This window comes from Aliiroseovarius salicola (assembly GCF_027891095.1).
Lineage (GTDB): Bacteria > Pseudomonadota > Alphaproteobacteria > Rhodobacterales > Rhodobacteraceae > Aliiroseovarius > Aliiroseovarius salicola.
This window is the reverse complement of the sequence record NZ_JAQIIO010000006.1, coordinates 79,773-100,935: the sequence shown is the minus strand read 5'-3', so window position 1 is coordinate 100,935 and position 21,163 is coordinate 79,773. Positions and strand designations below refer to the sequence as shown.

Genomic DNA, 21,163 nt, shown 5'->3' with positions numbered 1-21,163 from the left:
AGTAACCAATCGCATGCTAGCTGGTGAAAAACAGGATGTGCAACCACTGGTAGAGCGTCAACCATAGTAGACTGCGTTAAGAATACGTTCTGCTTCGAAGGGGGACATGGATGGGGTTTTCGAACTCGAAACAACTAGAGATTTGTACCGGTGATATAATTCCTTGGTTGCCAGCTGCGGTGAAACTGTATCTGGAGCACACCGAGCGGGGGGAAACCATTCGCGCTTTAGCACGTCAAAAGGGGGTGCATGCATCAACGGTACTCCGTCAGGTTCAAAAAACTGAGGGACGGCGTGACGATCCGTTGGTGGATAATCTACTCACCCAGGTCGCCCGGTCATGGTGTGATCAAAAAGAAGATTCGCTGAGCTGGAAAGGAGATGCTTCCGATCCAATAGATCTGGGATCTGAAAACGATGTCATCTCAAAACACGCCACTCGGGTATTGCGCAATCTGATGAAGGACAGCACGCTTTTGGCGATCACCAAAGGCGTCGACACCGCAGTCGTTTTGGACATGCGCGACGGTGACACCCCGGCTCAACTGTGCAAAGCGCCTCGTGAAGTCGCGGAGATCCTGGCGCTGCGCGAGTGGATATCAGGCACGTCATCTGGGGCAGTGTCCCGCTATCGGATTACGCCGTCAGGTCGCGTTGCGTTGAACCGAATGATGGCGAAAGCTGAAGGAAGGGCCGTTGGTTTTTCGGAGACCTCTCAGAGTTTTCTTGGCAAATCATCTTCATCTGCACACAAAAAAGCAAATAATACAGGAAGGCGAAGCTCAGGTTCAGAAACCCCAATCCGCGTTCTGGCCAGAAGCCGTTCTGCCGGACAGCCTTATCTCAATAATCGGCTTATCGAAGCCGCAGATCGTTTTCAGCGTGATTTCGCTCTGTCACAATTAGAAACCTCTCAGAATTCGGGATGGTCAGGTGTCATGTCCGGCCTTCGCAACACGCCAAAAAGATCTGGATCGCGGGCAGACCGCATGATCGACGCAAGGCAAAGAATCGTGGATGCCCTGAATGCGCTTGGCCCTGAGTTGGCTGAGATGGCATACGGCGTCTGCTGCCTTGAAAAGGGGATGGAGCGTATGGAGGCCGAGCTGAAAATGCCTGCAAGATCAGGGAAATTCATGCTGCGGGTCGCTCTGAAGTATCTTGAACGTCATTATGCGGCACAAGGTGGAGACGACCATGATCTGATTTATTGAGAACAAACAGAGGTCGGAAAACATCAGGAATGGGACATCATCAATCGATCGGCAAAATCAGTGAGTAAGAATGCTTTCATCCAGTTACGAACTCATGATTTCAATATCTATGGATGGCGCTTGTGACGCGATTTCCTTAAGGATCATGTTGGGATTTGCAACGTTCGGCGCCAGCACTCTGAACTTGCCTGTATATCCAAGCTCCTGCAATTTCACCGCCAGTTCAAGACTGTCGAAACTGTTGCACATGAGCGGCGAGATAATCATGAGCGGGCGGCGCCACCTCAAAACTTCGGCGTTAATGTCAGAAATTTTCAAATACTGAATTTTCTCACTTTCGGGGAATTTAGTCGTTCGATCCGTATCCGGTACAACATCCCCAACGGCCAGTATGACCGTGGCACTCATAAGTTTATTCATCGATATCACATGTCCATCTTGGATTTGGCATTTAAGCCCGCCTAATTATTGCATTAATCGCGGAACCAATTTTGCCAATCCCCAACGCTTCGTCAATTATAGATGGCGTGATTTCGCAAGCAATTCAACATCAACGAGTAAACTTGTCGTGTGTCTTCGCCTGGTTCACCCTTTACAGATTGAAGTAACACGCGCAGAAACTTGAACCTGATACAAAGCTTGTGAAGGATCCCAAATGGACCCGAGTGACACATATGACCCGGTTCCGGTACCTGTAATGGTAATTTCACCCTCCGGACAGATCACAGGAATGAACGGATCAGCGTTGGATCTGTTTGGGGAACGAACCGTGGGCAGGCTTTATGCGGCCGTACTGAGACAGCCAGATCTGCTTGCCCGGATTGGTCATGCTTTGGAAGGTGAAACCTTGTCTCCGGTTCGATATTTGACCACCGAGGCAAGTCGCGATGTGATCTATGAAGCCCATGTGATTCCAAGATCTGACGGCTGTGCCGTGATCAGTTTCATCGATAAGACCCACAAAGAAGAAGCCGGGCAGATGCGGTCGGATTTCGTGGCCAATGTAAGCCACGAGTTGCGTACACCACTTACTGCACTATCTGGATTCATCGAAACTCTTCGTGGCCCGGCCCGCGATGACGCAGAAGCACGGGACCGCTTTCTCGACATCATGGAACAAGAAGCGGGCAGAATGAACCGGCTTGTTTCCGACCTGCTGTCACTGAGCAGGGTGGAGGATATGGAGCGTATGCGCCCCACGGACCCACTCGAGATCGCCGAGATTCTGAACACTGTCGAGAATGGATTGTCGGGGGTTATTCGCGCTCAGGATGTCGATTTTGAAATTCACTATTCGGACGACCTGCCATTTAAGGTCCCGGGGGACCGGGACCAACTTATTCAGGTTTTCACCAATCTTCTCGAAAATGCGATCAAATACGGGAAAATCTCGGGCAAGGTGTCGGTCTTGGTTAATCGGCACAAAAGCCGCCGTGGCATTCGAGGACCTGCGATATGCGTCACCATTGAAGACCAAGGGGATGGAATTGCCGCCCATCATATCGGGCGATTGACCGAACGGTTTTACCGTGTCGACGGACACCGATCTCGTGAAGTTGGCGGTACGGGCCTGGGGCTGGCGATTGTAAAACATGTGGTCAATCGCCATCGCGGACGTCTGCGGATTGAAAGTGAACAGGGGAGGGGAAGTCGGTTTACGGTCTGCCTTCCTGTAAAAACATAGATCTGCGGTTCAAGTTACGCGTGACGACCCAATATGACGAAAATATCAATTACTCTGAGTGATTCCTTAATCTCACTGTCATAATTCATCATTCACACCCACAAACTCCGATTTCAGACAGCGCCCTCTTGATCTTAAGCGTCAGAATTCGTGCAATATTTTCGACTGTCATACTCCTGTTACACAAGCGTCACAAAAGCTTTGTCCAAGCACCTTAGCACGGCGCCAAGTCACCTGATCGGGTGGCATGATGTAAACAGGAGAAGACAATGTCTTTCGTTAAGCTGACCGCTTCCGCCTTGGCCATGACGGCCGCAACTGCAACCGTCGCAACAGCTCGTGATCAAGTACAGATTGCGGGTTCGTCTACGGTACTGCCCTACGCTTCGATTGTAGCCGAAGCCTTCGGTGAAAACTTCGATTTCCCGACTCCGGTCGTTGAATCAGGCGGTTCCTCGGCGGGCCTGAAACGGTTCTGTGAAGGTGTGGGTGAAAACACCATCGACATCGCCAACGCCTCGCGCAAGATCAAAGACAAAGAGATCGCCAAATGCGCCGAAGCTGGTGTGAACGACATCATCGAAGTGCGGATCGGTTATGACGGCATCGTGTTTGCCTCGCAGCTCACCGGTCCGGATTTCTCGACTTTTGAACCCGCAGACATCTACAACGCACTGAGTGCTCAGGTGATGGTTGACGGCAAGCTGGTCGACAACAGCTACAACAGCTGGAACGAATTCAACGCCGAATTGCCAGCCGTTGACATCGCCGCCTTTATTCCGGGTACCAAACACGGCACCCGCGAAGTGTTTGAAGTGAAGGTGATGGAAGCTGGCTGTAAAGCCACCGGAGCCTTTGATGCCTTCATGGCAGCCAATGGCGGTGACAAGAAAGCCGCCGCAAAGGAATGCTACAAGGTGCGTACCGATGGCAAATCGGTGGATATCGATGGCGACTACACCGAAACTCTCGCCTCGATCGACGCCAACAAAGACGGCATCGGCATCTTTGGTCTGGCGTTTTACGAAAACAACACCGACACGCTGCAAGTCGCGACCATGTCGGGTGTGACCCCGTCCACCGACACGATTGCAACCGGCGAATACCCTGTATCGCGCCCGCTCTACTTCTACATCAAGAAGGCCCATATCGGAGTGATCCCGGGTCTGAAAGAATTCGCTGAGTTCTTTGTGGCAGAAGAGATTGCCGGCCCCGACGGTCCGCTGTCGGAATATGGCCTGGTCGCTGATCCTGAACTTGCCGCAACTCAAGAAGCTGTGGCGAACGAAACAGCCCTGACCAACTGATTGGTCCTGAAAAGATCCGGCTGCGCGGAACTCTCCGCGCCGCCACTCCCCATACGGATCGGGGAAAGATCCGCCTCTGCTGAATAAGATATCCAACATGTCCGCTTCCTTTCTCCTCCTGACAATCTTGACGCTGGCCGCCCTTGGGTTTGTCATAGGTCGGGGCAGGGCGCTCAGGTCGGTCCAGGGTGACCGGCGGCGCCTGCACTCGCTGCCCAATTATTACGGGTTCAACGTCTCAATGCTGGCCTTCGTGCCGGCAGTGCTGGTTCTGGTCTTGTGGGTTGTTATCCAACCGCTGATGGTCAATGGAGCGGTTTCCGCAATGATCCCGGCCGGTTCCTACGATGACGCAGGTGGTTTGAACCTGATCATGAGCGATGTGGGTCGCGTTGCGAACGGTTTGGATGCTGCGATTGCGCAAGGAGCGCTGGAACACGCGGCTTTGAAAACGCTCTCTACCAGCAACACCGACATTCGCGCTCTGCTGGGTACTGTTGGCGTTGCCCTTGGATCGGATGTAAGCGAAGACGTGCTTTCAGCGGCGCTTAAGTTCCGTGAAAAAACCCTCACCGGCAATTGGATTATGACGGTGGTTGTTCTGGTTATTGCTGGTGCTGGTTTTCTGGCCGCGTTTTTCAAAACCCATGCCGACCTGCGGGCACGTAATCTCGTGGAACGGGGTGTTCAGATGGTATTGATCGGGGCAGCCTCGATTGCAATCCTGACTACACTGGGCATTGTCTTGTCGCTAATTTTCAACACGGTCAGTTTCTTTGGGATGTTCCCAATGGGGGACTTTCTGTTTGGTCTGACATGGTCGCCTGAAGGGCGAGGTGGCTCCGAGCATCTGGGCATCCTGCCGCTTCTCTGGGGCACAATATATATCTCGATTGTTGCGCTGGCTGTGGCCGTCCCAGTCGGTCTTTTTGCGGCGGTGTACCTGTCGGAATATGCCGGGGCCAAGACCCGGGCGGTGGCCAAGCCTCTGCTTGAAGTGCTCGCCGGGATCCCGACCATTGTGTACGGTCTGTTTGCCCTGACTATCGTTGGTCCGATGCTGGTAGACGTGTTCGGTGCGGAGGGGCTGAATTGGATGCAGGGTGCACGCTCGGTGATGACGGCGGGCCTTGTGATGGGCATCATGCTCATTCCGTTCGTATCCTCTCTGTCCGATGACATCATAAACGCGGTGCCGCAGGCGATGCGGGACGGATCATATGGTTTGGGCGCAACCCAATCGGAAACCGTACGCCAAGTGGTGCTGCCCGCGGCGCTTCCGGGCATCGTCGGCGCCATCCTTCTAGCTGCCAGTCGCGCCATTGGCGAAACCATGATTGTGGTGATGGGGGCAGGGGCCGCAGCACGGCTGTCGATGAACCCGTTTGAAGCCATGACCACCGTGACCGCCAAGATCGTGTCGCAGCTGACCGGCGACGCCGATTTTGCGTCCCCCGAGGCGCTGGTCGCTTTCGCTCTTGGCATGACGCTCTTTATTCTCACCCTCGGCCTCAATGTGCTGGCACTCTTGATTGTGCGCAAATATCGGGAGCAATACGAATGACCGACATGACCGCAAACGGCGTGCCCGAAGCCACTCCGCACGCTAAAAGCTCGCTTCTGACGCAAGATGCGCACACCAAACAGCGCAACGCGGCTGAGAAACGGTTCCGTATTTACGGGATCACAGCAATTGCGATTGGCCTGGTGTTTCTGGTGCTTTTGATCAGCTCAATCCTGTTCAAAGGGGTCGGTGCGTTCCAGCAGACCAAACTGACGCTGCAAGTTGAGTTGCTTGAGGCAAAACTGGACAAATCTGGCACCCGAGACATTGAGAAGATCAAGAAGGTCACAACATTTGGGTATAACCCGCTGATCGACACCGCAATCAAACGTGCGCTCGAAGAAGGCGGGATAGAAAACCCGTTCTCAAAAGGTAAGGACCTGCGCAAGCTGCTGTCCTCGGGTGCCGCCGCGCAGATCCGTGAATTTGTGGTCGCCAACCCGGATCGCATTGGCGACACTGTTGAATTCAAACTCCTGGCCTCATCCCGCGTGGATGGATACCTCAAGGGCCGTGTGAGCCGTGAAAGCCTGGCGCGCGACAAGAACCTCACACCTGTGCATCTGGATATGGTTGACCAGATGCGCGAAACCGGTGTGGTAAACAAAGGTTTCAACCTCAGCTTCATCACCGGCGCGGACGCCTCAGAAAGCCGCCCGGAACAGGCGGGCATCGGAGTGTCGATGCTGGGCAGCTTCTACATGATGCTGGTGGTGCTGACCGCTGCGCTGCCAATCGGTGTGGCCGCGTCGATCTATCTGGAAGAGTTCGCCAAGCAGAACTGGTTCACCGATCTCATTGAGGTGAACATCTCGAACCTCGCCGCGGTGCCTTCGATTGTCTTTGGTATCCTCGGTCTGGCTGTCTTCATTCAGTTCGCCCATCTGCCGCAATCCGCTCCTCTGGTGGGTGGTCTGGTACTCACATTGATGACCCTGCCAACCATCATCATCTCGACCCGCGCGTCACTCAAGGCTGTCCCGCCATCGATCCGCGAAGCCGCCTTGGGCGTTGGCGCATCCAAGATGCAAACCGTCTTCCATCACGTGCTGCCGCTGGCCATGCCCGGCATCCTGACCGGTACGATCATTGGTCTTGCGCAGGCACTTGGTGAAACCGCGCCGCTGCTTCTGATCGGTATGGTGGGATATATCGCCTCAAACCCGCCAGAAGGGTTGATTGACGGCTTCCTCAGCCCAAATTCGGCCATGCCTGCACAGATCTATGAATGGGCAAAACGCGCCGACCCCGCCTATTACGAACGCGCCTGGGGCGGGATCATCATCTTGCTTCTTTTCCTGATGACCATGAATATCATCGCAATCCTCCTGCGCCGCCGGTTCGAGCGCCGCTGGTAAGCCTGAGGACCACACATATGAACGACATGACGAAAATCGAAAGAACCGTGGACATGCAAACCAATAAGATCTCTGCCAAGAACGTGCAGGTCCATTATGGCGACACCCATGCGATCAAAGACGTGAATGTCGAGATCCAGGACAAGACCGTGACCTCCTTTATCGGGCCGTCGGGTTGCGGGAAATCGACCTTTCTGCGCTGCCTGAACCGGATGAATGACACGATCGACATTTGTCGGGTCCAAGGAGATATTTTGCTGGATGGCGAAGACATCTATGATAAGCGGGTCGACCCGGTGCAGCTTCGTGCGAAAGTGGGCATGGTGTTTCAGAAACCAAACCCGTTCCCGAAATCGATCTATGACAATATCGCCTATGGTCCTCGCATCCACGGCCTTGCTCGCAATAAGGCGGAACTCGATGAGATCGTTGAAAAATCTCTGCGTCGTGGGGCGATCTGGGACGAGGTAAAAGACCGTCTGCACGCCCCGGGCACCGGATTGTCTGGTGGTCAGCAACAGCGCCTGTGCATTGCCCGCGCGGTCGCAACCGAACCGGAAGTTCTCTTGATGGATGAACCTTGCTCGGCGCTTGACCCGATTGCCACCGCGCAAGTCGAAGAGCTGATCGACGAGTTGCGCGAGAAATTTGCCGTGGTGATCGTGACCCACTCGATGCAACAGGCCGCTCGCGTCAGCCAGAAAACTGCGTTCTTCCACATGGGCAACCTGGTAGAATATGATGACACAACTAAGATTTTCACCAATCCCGAAGACAGCCGCACAGAAGCTTACATCACGGGCCGGATCGGTTAAGGGCAGGGGACAAGAACATGAATGACCAACATATTGCATCCGCTTTTGACCGCGATCTGGAAGAAATCCAGGCTCATGTGATGAAAATGGGCGGGCTGGTAGAAGAAGCCATTCGCCAGGGTGCCAAATCGCTGAAACAGCGCGATGAAGAGCTGGCAGAACAGGTCCGGCGCGGCGACAAGCAGATCGATGCGATGGACACGCTCATTCAAGAAGAATGTGCGCGGTTGCTGGCCCTGCGCCAACCGATTGCATCTGATCTTCGAACCGTGCTGACCGTCATGCGGATTGCGGCAAACCTTGAACGGGTTGGGGACTATGCCAAAAACATGGCCAAACGCACCTCGGTTTTGGTTCATATGCAACCAATTGATGGCGCATCGGGTGCCATCAGCCGCATGTCCAAAGAAGTGCAACTTATGCTGTCTGACGTGCTGGATGCCTATATTCGCCGTGATGAAGAACTGGCGCAAGATGTACGTCATCGCGACATTGAAGTTGACCAGATGTACAACGCGTTGTTCCGTGAGTTCCTGACCTTCATGATGGAAGATCCACGGAATATCTCTTCATGCATGCATCTGCATTTCATCGCCAAAAATATCGAACGCATGGGGGATCATGTGACCACGATCGCGGATCAGGTGATCTATCTTGTGACCGGAGAGTTGCCAGATGAAGCCCGACCAAAGGGCAACGCCGTTAACTACGAACTCCCGACAAGCGGAGTCTGAGATCATGGGTGCCCATAAACCCTGTGTGCTACTGGTAGAAGATGAACCGGCGCAGCGGGAGGTGTTGCGCTATAATCTCGCGTCAGAAGGGTATGAGGTGGCGATTGCCGAAAATGGCGATGACGCATTGATCATGGTCGATGAAATCATGCCTGACCTAATTTTGCTTGATTGGATGTTGCCTGGTGTCTCGGGCATTGAAATCTGTCGACAGATCAAGACACGTAAGGAAACCCGCTCAATTCCTGTCATCATGTTGTCGGCGCGCTCTGAGGAACTTGATCGCGTGCGTGGACTGGAAACGGGAGCGGATGATTATGTGGTCAAACCGTTCTCCGTGTCAGAGCTGATGGCTCGCATCCGCACACAATTACGACGCACACGCCCGGCGTCGGTCGGAGCATTGCTTGAATTTGAAGACATTGTGCTGGACGGGGAAAGCCATCGCGTAACCCGAGCTGGTGTTCCGATCAAACTTGGCCCAACCGAATTCCGCCTTCTTTCGACCTTTATGGAAAAACCGGGTCGTGTCTGGAGCCGCGAACAACTGCTGGATCGTGTGTGGGGAAGAGAAATCTATGTCGATACACGAACAGTCGATGTGCATGTTGGCCGATTGCGCAAGGCGTTGTGCAAACTTGGTGGAGATGATCCTCTGAGAACCGTCAGAGGGACGGGATACGCATTGGGATAAAAGTTGAACATGAGTTGGATGCTTCTCATCCTGTGGAAATCAGCAAAATTTGAGATTCAGAATTCAATAAATTCAGCGGGCCAAGCACTTGTTTAATGAAACTGAAGAACAGATTTGGGGCGACTAATAGGGAACGTTTACAGCAAAGCAGCCGAGAGAGCGCTGAACAGTTTTTCTGGACCTTCATTTAAACCGGCGTGGCGCGCGTGAATGGCCCAGAGCTGCCTTTAGCTGTCTTAATTTGGTGGCTGGTCCCCGATTTCCGTTTTAGATCGCAGATCACTCATGAGACGCGATCACCAATCATCTTCAGATAAGCGAATGTCGCAACCGACTACAGCGCAGTGGTTACTCGGAAAGCAACGTGCCCGATTGCACCGGGCGCACCTTGTCGAACATAAGGTGAAACAGATAACCATACGCAGTGTAGAAAAGCGTAAGCCCGACATTGACAGCCAAGGCGCCCCAGGCACCATGCCCGCTGATCAGCATGACGACGGGAAAGGTCAAGGTGATTGACGACAGTTCCAGAGAAATCGCGTGGAGCACCCGCCACCTGTGCGGGCGGTCGCTGGCCAATCGGTGAAAGACGTAGAGATCAAATTTGTCGAAAAACGTGTTGTGCAGGGGCGCCCAGGCGAGCACCACCGCAGAAATACACAACAAAAGAGAGAGTGAATGGCCTGAGGAGGTATTAAATATTGACGCATACAGTGGTGCTGCAATCATCAGCCCACCCAGCTCGAAACTAATTGTCTGGACGATGCGTTCTTTTCGTGATCTCAAAGCCATCTGGTCATCCTCCCCAGGCAAGCACTACGGGCTGGGTTTAAGGCCCAGGCGTCGTGCCGTACCCAAGTCTTGAATTGAAATCACTTGATGTTCTGTGAAGCGGTTCACATAGCTGGCTGATTTTAAATGAAGGGGGGGGCGTAATGCTTACGTGTCGATGCCTTGCAGCAAGTCCAAAGATTGTTCCGCGCGACGGGTTAGCCCTTCTTCTGAAAACAGGTCATGACTCGCTCGGAAATGTTCTTTTGCCAGTTTCTGCTGGCGTTGGGACTTGGCGATCAGGCCAAAACCGAATTGGATATGTGCGGCGATCAGACCGGTTTTGAAGGGATATCTATCCGACAGGTCATGCAACACCAGATTTGCCTTGTTGACAGCGCCGATCTTTAGGGTGATCGCCCTGATGATATCTGCCAGAGCCATTTTGGGGCGCTCAGCGGTGCTTTTTTCCAGGCCCGCAAGTGCGATCAACAACCGCGCTTTAAGCAGGCTGATCTGGGTCTTTTGCTCTGATGTTCCAACCCGCACTGCTGCCTCTTCCAGACTTTGCAATTCGTTCCACGCAATGCGCACCCGGCCACGTCGCATTGAATGCACGCAATACTGAAAGCCACAGGCCAGATATAGGCTCATGTCTTCGCTATGCAGCGCATTTTCCTTGTAAATAAGGAATTCATCCACGCGTTCCGAACCGCTGTTCTGCATGAGATCCACCGCAAGTTCGCTAATTGCGCCTACCCTCCAGTCGCCGGTGTCCGGAAGGCTGTATTGCATTGCCTGATCGGCGGCGGCGGCCATGGCTTCTATGTCTTCAGCCAACCACTTGTTAATGGCTCGCGCCCAACCCGCCATGCCCAGGGCGCGGGTATCCCCGTGTTTGCGGCCGTAGTTCTCGATCTCATCGATAAGGCGCTCTGACTGCCTGAGCTGGCCGCTTTCCCGATAGGCAGCCGACATTGAATAGATCGCCATCTGGGTCAGGGATGGGTCTTTGAATTCCGCAAAAGAAGCACGGATATCGTCGTACAGCGCCTTTGTTTCGTCGAGCGTTGCAACGCCCGCTTCGACATAAACGCGCAGCATCGCGGCTTTTGCCCAGGCCAATGAGTGCGGATCACCGATTTCCTCTGAGATTTTCACGGCTTGCTCGATCAGGTTTATGGCATATGTCCGTTCGCCAGCGTGAGTGCGCGAAATGGCTTGCAGCGTCAGGCAGATTGCCCGCTGCTTGCTCGCGCTTGTCGCGGACAGGCGCGGCAGATACTTCTCGACGATAATGTTCAGTTTCTTGAAATCGCCAAAGATATTCAGCGTGCGCGCCCAAAGTTCAAGCATTTCCGCGAATTGGGTGTTACCTACGACATTCGGGTTTTCCCCGATGAGGTCAAAGGCGCGCTCCAGCGCTTCGTCGGCCTGAACGATGGAATAGATCGCAAGCGCCTTTTCCGCTGATTTCGATAGGTAATAGACCGCCTTGGCCGCATTTCCTGCCTGATCATGGTGATAGGATAACTCTTCGGTAAAGGTCGCGGCTGACGCCTCGTCGATTTCCAGCCCGCTTGCCACGGTCGCATGCAACTGCGCACGGTGTCGGGCAAGAACGCTTTGGCTGATCGCATTGGCAATGAGGGCATGAGCAAATCGCCAATGTCCAGATACATCGTCTCCATCCGGCTCGATCAGACCCGCGGTCGCTGCGCGCGCTATCGCCTTTTCCGTCGCCGAAGGGTCTTTCACGCATTGCGAGATAAAGTCCTCGGAAAATCTGCGACCCTTGGTTGCGGCAATCAGCAGGACATCTTTTGTCGAGGCATCCAAAGCATCGAACCGGCTCAGGATAAGGTGCTGCAGGTTGCCCGAAGTGGATTGCAATTTGGCGTCGGGCTTGAATGAGACGGTGCCGTTCTCGACGACGACCTGATTGGAGCTGATCAGATAGCGGATGGTTTCTTCGACAAAAAGAGAATTGCCCTCGGTTGTCGAGGTAACAAAATCAAGCAGGGGGTAGGGGATTGCAACGACCCCCAGGAGGTCGATGATGATCTCGCTGATATTGGCAGGCAGCAATGGCTTCAGCGCGATGTCGTGAATGCCAACATCTTTAATCCGGCCAATGGTGTGATCACTGCGGCGGCTGAACAAAAACTTTACGTTTCCGTTTCGGGTCTCTGCCAGTTTGCGCAAGATGTCCGCGCTGACCGGATCGATCCAGTGAGCATCTTCTATGATCACCAGGTTTCCTGGGTCCGAGCAGATATTGGACAATGCCTTAACAATCGCCGCGCGGACATGGACCGCTGTATCGTGATCGGCGTTTTTACTCCAATCGTCAGAATTCAGAAGCAGCTCGCTCAGTGGCTCGGCACCTTGGTCACCGGGTCCCAGCAGGCGGCTTAGGCCGGTTTCAAGTTTGTCGCGCGTATCATCCGGTTTCCAGCCGATTGCGCTATGCAGCAGGGGGATGAAGGCAGCAAGCGACTTTGTCGAAATGTCGCGGTTGCAGTGCGCCGTCAGGATCCGTCGTTTTGTGTGGGGACCCTGGTTCAGCGCTTCGAATAAAAGTCGGGACTTGCCGATACCTGCGGGGCCGTGGAGCTGGATAATGCCGGCGGTGTCAGGAGACGCGTTAATCCAGCGGGACAAGGTTTCCAACTCGTCCTCGCGGCCGACAAACATTTTACTGCCACGCTCTAGCCGGCCTTCAAATTCCGAGATGTTGGATTTTGGACCATTGAGCCTGAAGATCTCATTCTCTCCTGACAAACCCTTAAGCTTTATCGGCCCAAGGTGGGTCATGGAAACATGACCTTTGACCTGGTCACAGATCGACTGGGAACAGAGGATTTCGCCCGCTTTCGCAGAATTCTGTATCCGCGAGGCTCGATTAACGGTTTCCCCGACAAGGCTGAGATCCATCTTGGCCTCCAGACCAAATGTACCAATGACAATAACGCCACCGGCAATCCCGATCCGAAACTTCGGCTTGGCACCAAATTGCCGTTGAAATTCCTCTGCACGCCCAGCCATTTCCGCCTGCAGCGCCAGCGCAGCGAGACAAGCGTTCAGAGATGCATTTTCGACGGCGATCGGCGCCCCAAAGGCTGCAAGAATGCTGTCTCCGGCATATTCGATCGGGCTGCCCTGATATTTTTCGACCAGCCGCCAGGAGGACTGAACGATGCTTGTGATCAACTCATAGGTTTTCTCGGGTCCGGCCTGTTCAGAAATGGCGGTGAAGTTCTCCAGATCAGCAAACAGAACCGCGGCCCATCGCTTTTGCCCGGGATTTGCATCTGCGTCGATGGTGTTCAAATTCGGTGAGCGCAAATTGTTTCCCTTGTTATTTATTCCGAATGCTTGTCTGCTTGTGGTTGTGAGCAGCAAAAAAATTCATCGTGTGATCTGGATTACTGATTGTAATTCAAAATCATGAAAATTGTGAGGAAATTCTTTACCAATTAGTAAGGAAACGAGGGGCACTGGATACGTATTTCCCTCCGATCCGGTTAGGTGAGTAAAAAAAACGAACTATTATCCGGGGGAGAGCAAATGACTGATACTAAGCCGATTATCACACATGTATGCATATCGGATCTGCATGCCGGCGCGCTGACCAGTCTGGTGACAACGGATGAAACACCACCCCTCCATAACGGGAAACCGACCGCATCGATAGAAGAGACCTTTGCCGCAGCAATGTGTGAGCTTCTCGGCCACATCAACCAAACCACGATCCGCAAGCCGGATCTGGTTCTGCTCGGGGACGGGCTGGATCTGTCGCTGTCGCCGCCGGATCGCACCTTCAATGCGTTGAAGGGCTTTCTGACACCGCTGTACGAAACCGGCAGCTTTTCGACATCCATGCCTTTCATCCCCGGCAACCACGACCACTCTTTGTGGACGGAAGCCAGATTTGACAGTCCGCAGTTTTCGCAAAAGGGGTTTTCGCATGTGACGCCCGCCTTTGCATCGGCGTCCGATGTCCCCCGGTCTCGCAAGCTTGAAGAACTTCTGTCCGGGCTCGATACGCCCGTGCGCGTGCCACTTTATTATCCGAATTTCGGAATTCAGTCGCAGGATGAAAATCGTGCCATTGTCTTCCACCATGGTCATTTCATCGAGTCGATGTACCGGATGATGAGCGATCTTTTGGGTGTGCTAAGCGGGCTAAAAGAAGATGATCTGTCTTGCGAAGAACTGGAAAAGTATAACGGGACGTGGATTGATTTTGGTTGGTCCACGATCGGAGATTCCGGGCTTCTGGGCAAGGATGTCTCAATCGCATATCAGCTGTTGCTGACTGGCGGGGCCTCTGACGAGTTCACCCTGAGGTTGGCTCAGGTTCTCAAGAAATGGCTGATCAAGAACCTGAACCTGCCCAATACACCAGCGGTGTCCGGCGGTCTTGATATGATCACAGCCGGTTTCATGGATGCGATTGTGGGCAAGTTTTCGCAGCTGGAACGCTATGATTATACCCAGCATTTATCCGCTTCATCGATCGAAGGTCTGAGAAACTATATTTCCAGTGCTGTTCTAAAGCAGATGCGGGAAGAGTTGCATTCGCGTCTGCCTGTTTCAAACCCTGGTGGCGGATCGGGCGATGGACATGGCGGGATGCCAATCAGCACAACAGTTGTCTTTGGTCACACCCATAAACCCTTTGAAGATCAGTTGGTTGTCGAAGGATTTGATGACCCGGTGTCGATCTATAACACCGGCGGTTGGATCCTTGATACAAGCTTGATGAGCACGGTCGAGGGAGCCTCTGTTGTCTTTGTTGACGATCAATTGAACACCGCCTCGTTGCGATTGTTCGAGCCGCCGGTGAATGTCGATCTGAACAATGCGCACGATATCAAATATCTTGGCAAAGGTGCCGTTTCATCCACGGATCCGACGCCGGAAAAAGACAACAATCTGCTCCAGACTCTGCGCGAATTCTTCGAAGCCCCGGCAGAAAACAGACCCTGCTGGAACAAGTTTTCGGTTGCGGCGGCGCGGGCCTACGGCGCGCGGCAGGATCTCATCCTTGAAATGGCCCGGAAAGCCGATGCAGACGCAAAGAAAACGGGGGGCTTGGTATGACTTTGACGTTCCAGAGAATTTCGATCGCTTTGAGTGATCTTGAAAAAACACGCGAAGAACGCGTGCATGACAAGCAATGGGACTCGACCGAAATCGACGTGATTGTCGTCGGCTCTGGCTATGGCGGCGCGATCGCCGCTGCACGTCTGGCAGAAGCCGGGCAGAAGGTCTGCTTGCTGGAGCGCGGGCGAGAAATATTGCCCGGCCACTATCCGACCGACCTGAAATCGGCGATCCGCGAGACGCAGGTGACAACAGCTGAAAGCGGCAAGCTGAAATCTGCCATTGGCGGTGATAACGCGCCCAACCCCAACGGCATGCTCGATATCCGGATCAACAAAGACATGAACGTGATCGTCGGCTGCGGTCTGGGCGGCACGTCGCTGATCAATGCAAATGTGTCACTGGAAACCGACCCCAAGACCTTTTGGCAAACCACGGCAGATGGCGAATATTACTGGCCCAAGGAATTCCGGCAGAAATGCGAGGAGGGTGACAGGAACAAGGATAAGGACCAAGATAAGTATCCAAATATTCTGGCTAAATATTATGCCAGCGCCCGTAAGATGTTGGGCGCCACGCCTTTGCCGGAAGACTTCAATCCAAACAAGTTGCAGGCGCTGAAAGTATCGGCAGACGCGTTGCAGCAACCTTTTCACCGGCCGGATATCAATGTCACCTTCAAGGACGGGCCGAATGCAGCAGGTGTCGAACAGGTTGCCTGCACGATGTGCGGGGATTGCTGTGCCGGTTGCAACTATGGCGCAAAGAACACCACGTTGATGAACTATCTGCCTTACGCACGTTCATTCCACGCGATCCTGGTGACTGAGGCTCAGGTAACTCATTTGTCACCGCCGGTCGAAAAGGGCGGTTCTTGGAATGTGCATATCGAGGACCTTTCCACTGCGGGCGGATCAACGACCCTGACCGCGAAAACGGTGGTACTGGGCGCAGGAACACTTGGGTCGACGGAAATCCTTCTGCGAAGCCGCAATAAGCTGCGCGAAAACAACCCGGACGTAACTTTCCTGTCGGACAAACTGGGTACACGTTTTTCCGGGAATGGAGACGTTCTTGGCTTTGCGTTTGATGCCAACTGGAGCCCCGAAGCCCGCGCGGCGGGCAACGAAAGAGAGCCGATCTGGGGGGTCGGTGCCGGGGCAAACTATCCGCTGTCCCCGGCAGAAAAAGGTGAAAACTCGATCCTGCGACCCGGCCCCTGCATTACCGGCGTCATCAAGGTTGGAATGGGTGAGGATGAACCCGTCGAACGCGCTGCTGTAATCGAGGAAGGCGTCGCGCCCGGAGCCCTGTCTCTGGTCTATCCGGCGATCTTCTTAATGCAAGAGGCGCTGCACGGTCAGATGACACGTTTCCCCGACGCGCAGTTGCGCCTCGAAGACGCGCAGGATCTGGGAACGGCAATCCTATCGGGCAGCGGCCTGTCAACGCTGGCCTATACCGGTGCCATGAGCCGCACGCAGTCGTTTCTACTGATGTCGCATGACAGCTCTGGCGGGACCATTGATTGGAACACCGATCACCAAACGGTCGAGGTCAACTGGCCCGGTGTCGGGACCGAGTTTCCCTATAACCGTGACAACAAATTGCTGCATAACGCTTCTGATGCGATCTGGGGTAATTACCTGGCCAATCCGCTTTGGCACGAAAATTTCGGGCACCAGCTGATTACCGTGCATCCTGTTGGCGGCTGTATCATGGGGGACGATGCGACGCGGGGGGTGGTCGACCACGAATGCCGTGTCTTCACTGGCAACCCGGATGACAGCAGCGAGGTCTACCAGGGGTTCTATGTTTGTGACGGCTCGGTGATGCCCACGTCGCTAGGCCTGAACCCTCTATTGACCATTTCGGCGGTGACCGAACGGGCGATGGAAAACCTCATTAAACGGCTGGGTCAAAAACACGTCGCGCACAGTGCGGTGAACCAGCCGGTGAAAAAACCGGTTCCCGGTCAGACATCTTTTGACGGCTGGAATCTGGCGGTCAAAGGACTTGCCGAGGCCAAGATCTGGCTGACTGATCTACAGCAGAAGATAAAGGATGAAAAAACGTCTGACGCTGCCGAACAGATCTATAATTTTGCCAAGGAAGTGAATGACAAGTTTGATCTTGGCTATGGAGACTACCTGGGACCGTTTGAACACTACCTGAAGCATTCATATGAACTTTCCAAGGACATTGCGCCTGCAATTGTAGAGATACTGGGTGTTCTGGACCCGGTGCTGGAAGCCGCAGGCGACAATCCGGGAGATTACGCCGAGCTGGTCGTGGTGTTGCAGCGTCAACTTGGCAATTTCGCACCAGACCTGAAATTCGACGAAACCATGACGGGCCATGTAAGCGCGGCTACCAACGATGGCACGGGTATCCTTTCCGATCCCTACAAGATTGCTGCAAAACGAGGCCAAGCACAGAATGAAAAGTTGGTCGCTCATTTCAAGGTAGCAACGAAGGATATCGAGGTGCTGACGGCCTGCCCGAAACATCTGGCCCAACTTGGCGGTACAATCGAATGGAAAGGAGTCACTTACACGATCAGCAACGGCACGTTCAAACTGTTGAAACTTGACAAGGCCGATGTGGAAACATGGCAGATGATCTATACCTGCGACATGCTGCCTGACGGCGCCACCACAGGATTTGGTTTCAAAGGGGTCAAGACGCTTCACAGGCGTGATGGCTCGAACTGGTGGACGGATCTGACGACCTTGGCGGTTGATATCAGCGATGCGAATGGCCCGGTCGCGCGTGGCGTGATTACGCTTGGGATGCAGGATTTTCTGGCGCAACTGGCGACGTTGACTTCGGAGTTCGATCCAAAGCTGGATAAATATGACGGCAAAAATGTATTTACCAAGCTCATGCTCGATTGTGTACCAGAGCCACTGGGTTACGGCGGCATCCGGTATGGCATTCTGAACGAAGATCTGAAGAAGCCGGACATTCGGCGCCAGATCATTCTCAGCGTCGTTGATATGGCGCTCAATCCTGTAGAGCCGATCACAGATAACAAGGAAAGGTTAAAGGCTGCCGCGGAGTACACGCAGTATTACTATCAGCTGAAGTTCGCTGCGTTCTTCGGTGAACTGATTTTCCGTACCTATGGCGGGATGCTGGCTTATCTCTACAATTTCCCGTCCCGCGACAAGATTACTCCGCTTCCGGCGGTTTCAGGGGCGTCATTGCGCAACCTGCCAGAGGTCATTTCAGAATGGCACCCGTTCAAAGCGGCACCGGGGTTTGACCTGCAGATGGTGCGTTATAACGGATCGGCGCAGAACAAGGGCCCGGCCAAGTGCCCGGTGATCCTGGCGCCCGGATTTGGCGTTGTCGCGCAATCCTACGTTATGGAAACCATGGAGGAAAACATCGTCGAATCCCTGTGTAAAGAGGGGTATGACGTCTGGCTATTCGATTATCGCGCCAGCCCTGCGCTGGGTAAAACCAACCAGCAGCCGTTCAACGTCGATGACATCGCGCAAGAGGATTGGCCCGCCGCGGTCGACTATGTGCTCAAGGCCACCGGCGCCAAGCAGGTCCAGACGGTGGTACACTGCGTCGGATCAATGAGCATGCTGATGGCGCTTCTGTCAGGCAAGCTTGATGCCAGCAAGATCCGGTCGATTGTGTCTTCGCAACTGACAGTTCACCCGGTTACCAATTGGTTCAACAAGCTGAAGGCCGACACCAAGATGGCGTCCTGGATCGTAAACGGTGTGCCGAAGTCTCTCTACCCCGTTCTGGACAGCGTGATCGGGCCAGATACCGCGAAGCTGTTCGAGGGCATGAAAACGATCAACGCGACATCGGTCGTTGACCCCAACTGCGGTACTTCCAATGAAGACCAGGCGTTGAATGTCATGCTCTGGGGGGCGCCGTTCCCTAATGGTACACCCTGTTACAGCCCGACCTGTCACCGGATTTTCGGCATCTACGGGCCATCCTACCTGCACCAAAACCTGAATGAGGCAACCCATGATGCGATCCAGACTGTATTCGGGGAAATCGGGACCACACCCTTTGAGCAAATCGCTCTGATAACCCGGAAGGGATATGCGGTCAGCGCAAGTGGCGAGGATATCTATATAAAGTATCCTGAAAGGTTGCGTGTGCCGATCCACTTTATTGCCGGGGCGCTCAATCTGGAATTTACGCCCGATACATCACTGCACACCTATGAATGGCTTCGTACGGAAAATCCGGACTATGAGAACTATTCTCGTCAGGTGTTTGCCGATTACGGACATATGGATACTTTCATCGGAAAGAGGGCCTATAAAGATATCTTCCCTGCCATCATTCATGAGCTAAACAAATACCCTGCAACTCAGGCCGACAAAGGTTAACATTCTTCCGAAAATCACGGAGCGAACCGATATGGAAGGGCTGTTTTCGCAGCAAGTCTACGAGATTGCGGGTTTTCTGGGGGTTGCCTTCTATCTCGGCTCCTACGCCGCGCTGCAGTTGGGGTATATTCAGGGGGCCGGGTATACCTATGCCTGTCTCAACCTCATGGCCGCTGCGCTGGTGCTGCTGTCGCTGGTGATGAATTTCAACCTGTGGTCCGCGATCATCCAGATCAGCTGGATCACGATCAGCATTTTTGGCATCACGCGGTTTTTCATCTTGTCCCGGCGCGTCCGATTTTCCCCGGAAGAGCGTGCGCTGGTCGAGCTCGGTCTGAGCGAATTTCCCGTTCTGGAGGCACGTCAGTTGCTGAATGCCGGGATCTGGTTCGACAAGCCTGCGGGCGAAGCGATCACCACACAGGGGCAGGAAATCGGATTTTTATACTATCTGGCCGATGGAAAAGTGCAGGTCAGCGCAGGCGGCTCCCAGATCAGGGAAATGGCCGCGCCGAATTTCATCGGAGAACTGACCTGTTTTTCTGGCGGTCCCGCAAGTGCAACCTTGCAGGCGATCAGCCCGATCCGCCTGTTTGCGATTGAGACCGGCACCCTCAAGGAGTTGTGCCGCAGAAACCCCGACATCAGGACAAATCTCGAGGCAAGCCTTGCGCGCGATACCCATAAAAAACTCATTGAAGTGACGAAACAGCTAAGTGCTGGTTAAAGAAGCGTTTCTTCGAACAACGATTTGCCCTATTCGTTAACCTATGGCGATGAACAGCAAGAGTGGAAATTTTCAGGTCGAGAGCGAGGCAGGGCAAACGGATGCGCTGGCGGATGCGCTGCACGCCTTGTCGACCGTGTCTGTGGTGTCTCGCGGACAGGACCTCTTTCAGCAGGGCGACGAAGGCGATTCCATCTACCTGCTGAAAAGCGGGTCGCTGGAAATCAGCAGCCTCTCGGATGACGGTCGCAAACTGACGCTGAACGTCCTGAAAAGCGGCGATATATTTGGTGAAATCGCCCTTTTTGATGGCGGCCGACGCAGTGCCACGGTCACCGCGCTGGAGGATAGCAACCTGTTGCAGGTTGGCCGCCAGAGGCTACTTGCCGAGTTTTCGGACAATCCGGATCTTGCACTGGAATTGCTAGGGCTTTTGATCAGGCGCGTCCGCTGGATCAGCATGCAGCTTGAAAATCACGCATTTCATCCACTTGAGGTCCGCCTCGCCCGGCGTCTGCTTTTTCTTGCCGGGCAGGTCTCAGACCGTAACGGGCGTATCTCCGTATCCCAAAGTGCTCTTGCCGATCATGTCGGGGCAACGCGCGAAGCCGTTTCGAAAAAGCTTGCTGAATGGAAGAACCTTGGAATTGTCGAAGTTGGGCGTGGAAATCTGACTATCCTCGACCATAAAGCGCTTTCGGACATAGCGTCTTTTGATCAGCTCTGAGCTTTGATCGCGCGCGAATGTGACGCAGTTCACATACGCACCCCCCATAAATTTCCGACCTTAGGACAAAACCGGTGAACCGGTCA

At 53.9% G+C, this 21,163-nt stretch carries 15 protein-coding genes; 12 read left to right on the top strand and 3 right to left on the bottom strand.

Annotation, left to right across the window (positions count from 1 at the left end; translation table 11 throughout):
* Window positions 1-110 precede the first annotated feature (110 nt).
* Window positions 111-1,214 (top strand): DUF6456 domain-containing protein, encoded by a 1,104-nt coding sequence (locus tag O2N63_RS12145; RefSeq protein ID WP_271054544.1) that lies wholly within the window; start codon window positions 111-113, stop codon window positions 1,212-1,214.
* A gap of 84 nt (window positions 1,215-1,298) precedes the next feature.
* On the opposite strand, the gene O2N63_RS12140 is transcribed toward O2N63_RS12145, so the two are convergent.
* Window positions 1,299-1,622 carry a hypothetical protein gene (locus O2N63_RS12140; protein ID WP_271054543.1) on the bottom strand — a complete coding sequence of 108 codons (324 nt, stop codon included), beginning with the start codon at window positions 1,620-1,622 and terminating at the stop codon, window positions 1,299-1,301.
* A gap of 247 nt (window positions 1,623-1,869) precedes the next feature.
* Between O2N63_RS12140 and O2N63_RS12135 the strand changes: the two genes are divergently transcribed.
* From O2N63_RS12135 to phoB, 7 genes are all read left to right on the top strand, one after another.
* Complete coding sequence (locus tag O2N63_RS12135) at window positions 1,870-2,898, top strand: ATP-binding protein (protein ID WP_271054542.1); 1,029 nt, start codon at window positions 1,870-1,872, stop codon at window positions 2,896-2,898.
* Window positions 2,899-3,167: 269 nt separating this feature from the next.
* Window positions 3,168-4,205 (top strand): substrate-binding domain-containing protein, encoded by a 1,038-nt coding sequence (locus tag O2N63_RS12130; protein WP_271054541.1) that lies wholly within the window; start codon window positions 3,168-3,170, stop codon window positions 4,203-4,205.
* A 97-nt stretch (window positions 4,206-4,302) separates the two neighbouring features.
* A complete protein-coding gene (pstC, locus tag O2N63_RS12125; protein WP_271054540.1) occupies window positions 4,303-5,769 on the top strand; it encodes a phosphate ABC transporter permease subunit PstC in 1,467 nt (488 codons plus the stop codon).
* The gene (gene pstA / locus O2N63_RS12120) at window positions 5,766-7,127 is read left to right on the top strand and encodes a phosphate ABC transporter permease PstA (RefSeq protein ID WP_271054539.1); all 1,362 of its coding nucleotides are present in this window, start codon (window positions 5,766-5,768) and stop codon (window positions 7,125-7,127) included. Before pstC ends, pstA begins: the two co-directional genes overlap by 4 nt.
* A gap of 17 nt (window positions 7,128-7,144) precedes the next feature.
* Complete coding sequence (gene pstB / locus O2N63_RS12115) at window positions 7,145-7,942, top strand: phosphate ABC transporter ATP-binding protein PstB (RefSeq protein ID WP_271054538.1); 798 nt, start codon at window positions 7,145-7,147, stop codon at window positions 7,940-7,942.
* 17 nt (window positions 7,943-7,959) lie between these two features.
* Window positions 7,960-8,676 carry a phosphate signaling complex protein PhoU gene (gene phoU / locus O2N63_RS12110; protein WP_271054537.1) on the top strand — a complete coding sequence of 239 codons (717 nt, stop codon included), beginning with the start codon at window positions 7,960-7,962 and terminating at the stop codon, window positions 8,674-8,676.
* Window positions 8,677-8,680: 4 nt separating this feature from the next.
* Entirely contained in the window at window positions 8,681-9,370 is a 690-nt protein-coding gene (gene phoB, locus O2N63_RS12105) for a phosphate regulon transcriptional regulator PhoB (protein WP_271054536.1), read from the top strand.
* A 348-nt stretch (window positions 9,371-9,718) separates the two neighbouring features.
* Here the strand turns inward: phoB and O2N63_RS12100 are convergent, their stop codons facing one another.
* Together O2N63_RS12100 and O2N63_RS12095 are read right to left on the bottom strand one after the other, a co-directional pair.
* The gene (locus O2N63_RS12100) at window positions 9,719-10,162 is read right to left on the bottom strand and encodes a PACE efflux transporter (RefSeq protein ID WP_271054535.1); all 444 of its coding nucleotides are present in this window, start codon (window positions 10,160-10,162) and stop codon (window positions 9,719-9,721) included.
* A gap of 147 nt (window positions 10,163-10,309) precedes the next feature.
* On the bottom strand, window positions 10,310-13,489 hold the full coding sequence (locus O2N63_RS12095) for an adenylate/guanylate cyclase domain-containing protein (RefSeq protein WP_271054534.1): 3,180 nt from the start codon (window positions 13,487-13,489) through the stop codon (window positions 10,310-10,312).
* Window positions 13,490-13,711: 222 nt separating this feature from the next.
* Between O2N63_RS12095 and O2N63_RS12090 the strand changes: the two genes are divergently transcribed.
* Genes O2N63_RS12090 through O2N63_RS12075 form a run of 4 tightly spaced genes read left to right on the top strand, consistent with a single transcriptional unit; the run spans window position 13,712 to window position 21,077 of the window.
* Window positions 13,712-15,250 (top strand): hypothetical protein, encoded by a 1,539-nt coding sequence (locus tag O2N63_RS12090; RefSeq protein ID WP_271054533.1) that lies wholly within the window; start codon window positions 13,712-13,714, stop codon window positions 15,248-15,250.
* A complete protein-coding gene (locus O2N63_RS12085; RefSeq protein ID WP_271054532.1) occupies window positions 15,247-19,623 on the top strand; it encodes an alpha/beta fold hydrolase in 4,377 nt (1,458 codons plus the stop codon). Before O2N63_RS12090 ends, O2N63_RS12085 begins: the two co-directional genes overlap by 4 nt.
* Before the next feature lie 31 nt (window positions 19,624-19,654).
* On the top strand, window positions 19,655-20,350 hold the full coding sequence (locus O2N63_RS12080; RefSeq protein ID WP_271054531.1) for a Crp/Fnr family transcriptional regulator: 696 nt from the start codon (window positions 19,655-19,657) through the stop codon (window positions 20,348-20,350).
* 49 nt (window positions 20,351-20,399) lie between these two features.
* Window positions 20,400-21,077, top strand: coding sequence for a Crp/Fnr family transcriptional regulator (locus O2N63_RS12075; protein ID WP_271054530.1), 678 nt, complete (start codon window positions 20,400-20,402; stop codon window positions 21,075-21,077).
* Window positions 21,078-21,163: the final 86 nt, after the last annotated feature.

Coding starts and splice junctions, on each gene's coding strand:
- O2N63_RS12085 (WP_271054532.1), top strand. CDS start 15,247: ATGACTTTGACGTTCCAGAGAATTTCGATCGCTTTGAGTGATCTTGAA.
- pstA (WP_271054539.1), top strand. CDS start 5,766: ATGACCGACATGACCGCAAACGGCGTGCCCGAAGCCACTCCGCACGCT.
- O2N63_RS12130 (WP_271054541.1), top strand. CDS start 3,168: ATGTCTTTCGTTAAGCTGACCGCTTCCGCCTTGGCCATGACGGCCGCA.
- O2N63_RS12145 (WP_271054544.1), top strand. CDS start 111: ATGGGGTTTTCGAACTCGAAACAACTAGAGATTTGTACCGGTGATATA.
- phoU (WP_271054537.1), top strand. CDS start 7,960: ATGAATGACCAACATATTGCATCCGCTTTTGACCGCGATCTGGAAGAA.
- O2N63_RS12100 (WP_271054535.1), bottom strand. CDS start 10,162: ATGGCTTTGAGATCACGAAAAGAACGCATCGTCCAGACAATTAGTTTC.
- O2N63_RS12080 (WP_271054531.1), top strand. CDS start 19,655: ATGGAAGGGCTGTTTTCGCAGCAAGTCTACGAGATTGCGGGTTTTCTG.
- pstB (WP_271054538.1), top strand. CDS start 7,145: ATGAACGACATGACGAAAATCGAAAGAACCGTGGACATGCAAACCAAT.
- O2N63_RS12075 (WP_271054530.1), top strand. CDS start 20,400: ATGAACAGCAAGAGTGGAAATTTTCAGGTCGAGAGCGAGGCAGGGCAA.
- O2N63_RS12090 (WP_271054533.1), top strand. CDS start 13,712: ATGACTGATACTAAGCCGATTATCACACATGTATGCATATCGGATCTG.
- pstC (WP_271054540.1), top strand. CDS start 4,303: ATGTCCGCTTCCTTTCTCCTCCTGACAATCTTGACGCTGGCCGCCCTT.
- phoB (WP_271054536.1), top strand. CDS start 8,681: ATGGGTGCCCATAAACCCTGTGTGCTACTGGTAGAAGATGAACCGGCG.
- O2N63_RS12135 (WP_271054542.1), top strand. CDS start 1,870: ATGGACCCGAGTGACACATATGACCCGGTTCCGGTACCTGTAATGGTA.
- O2N63_RS12140 (WP_271054543.1), bottom strand. CDS start 1,622: ATGAGTGCCACGGTCATACTGGCCGTTGGGGATGTTGTACCGGATACG.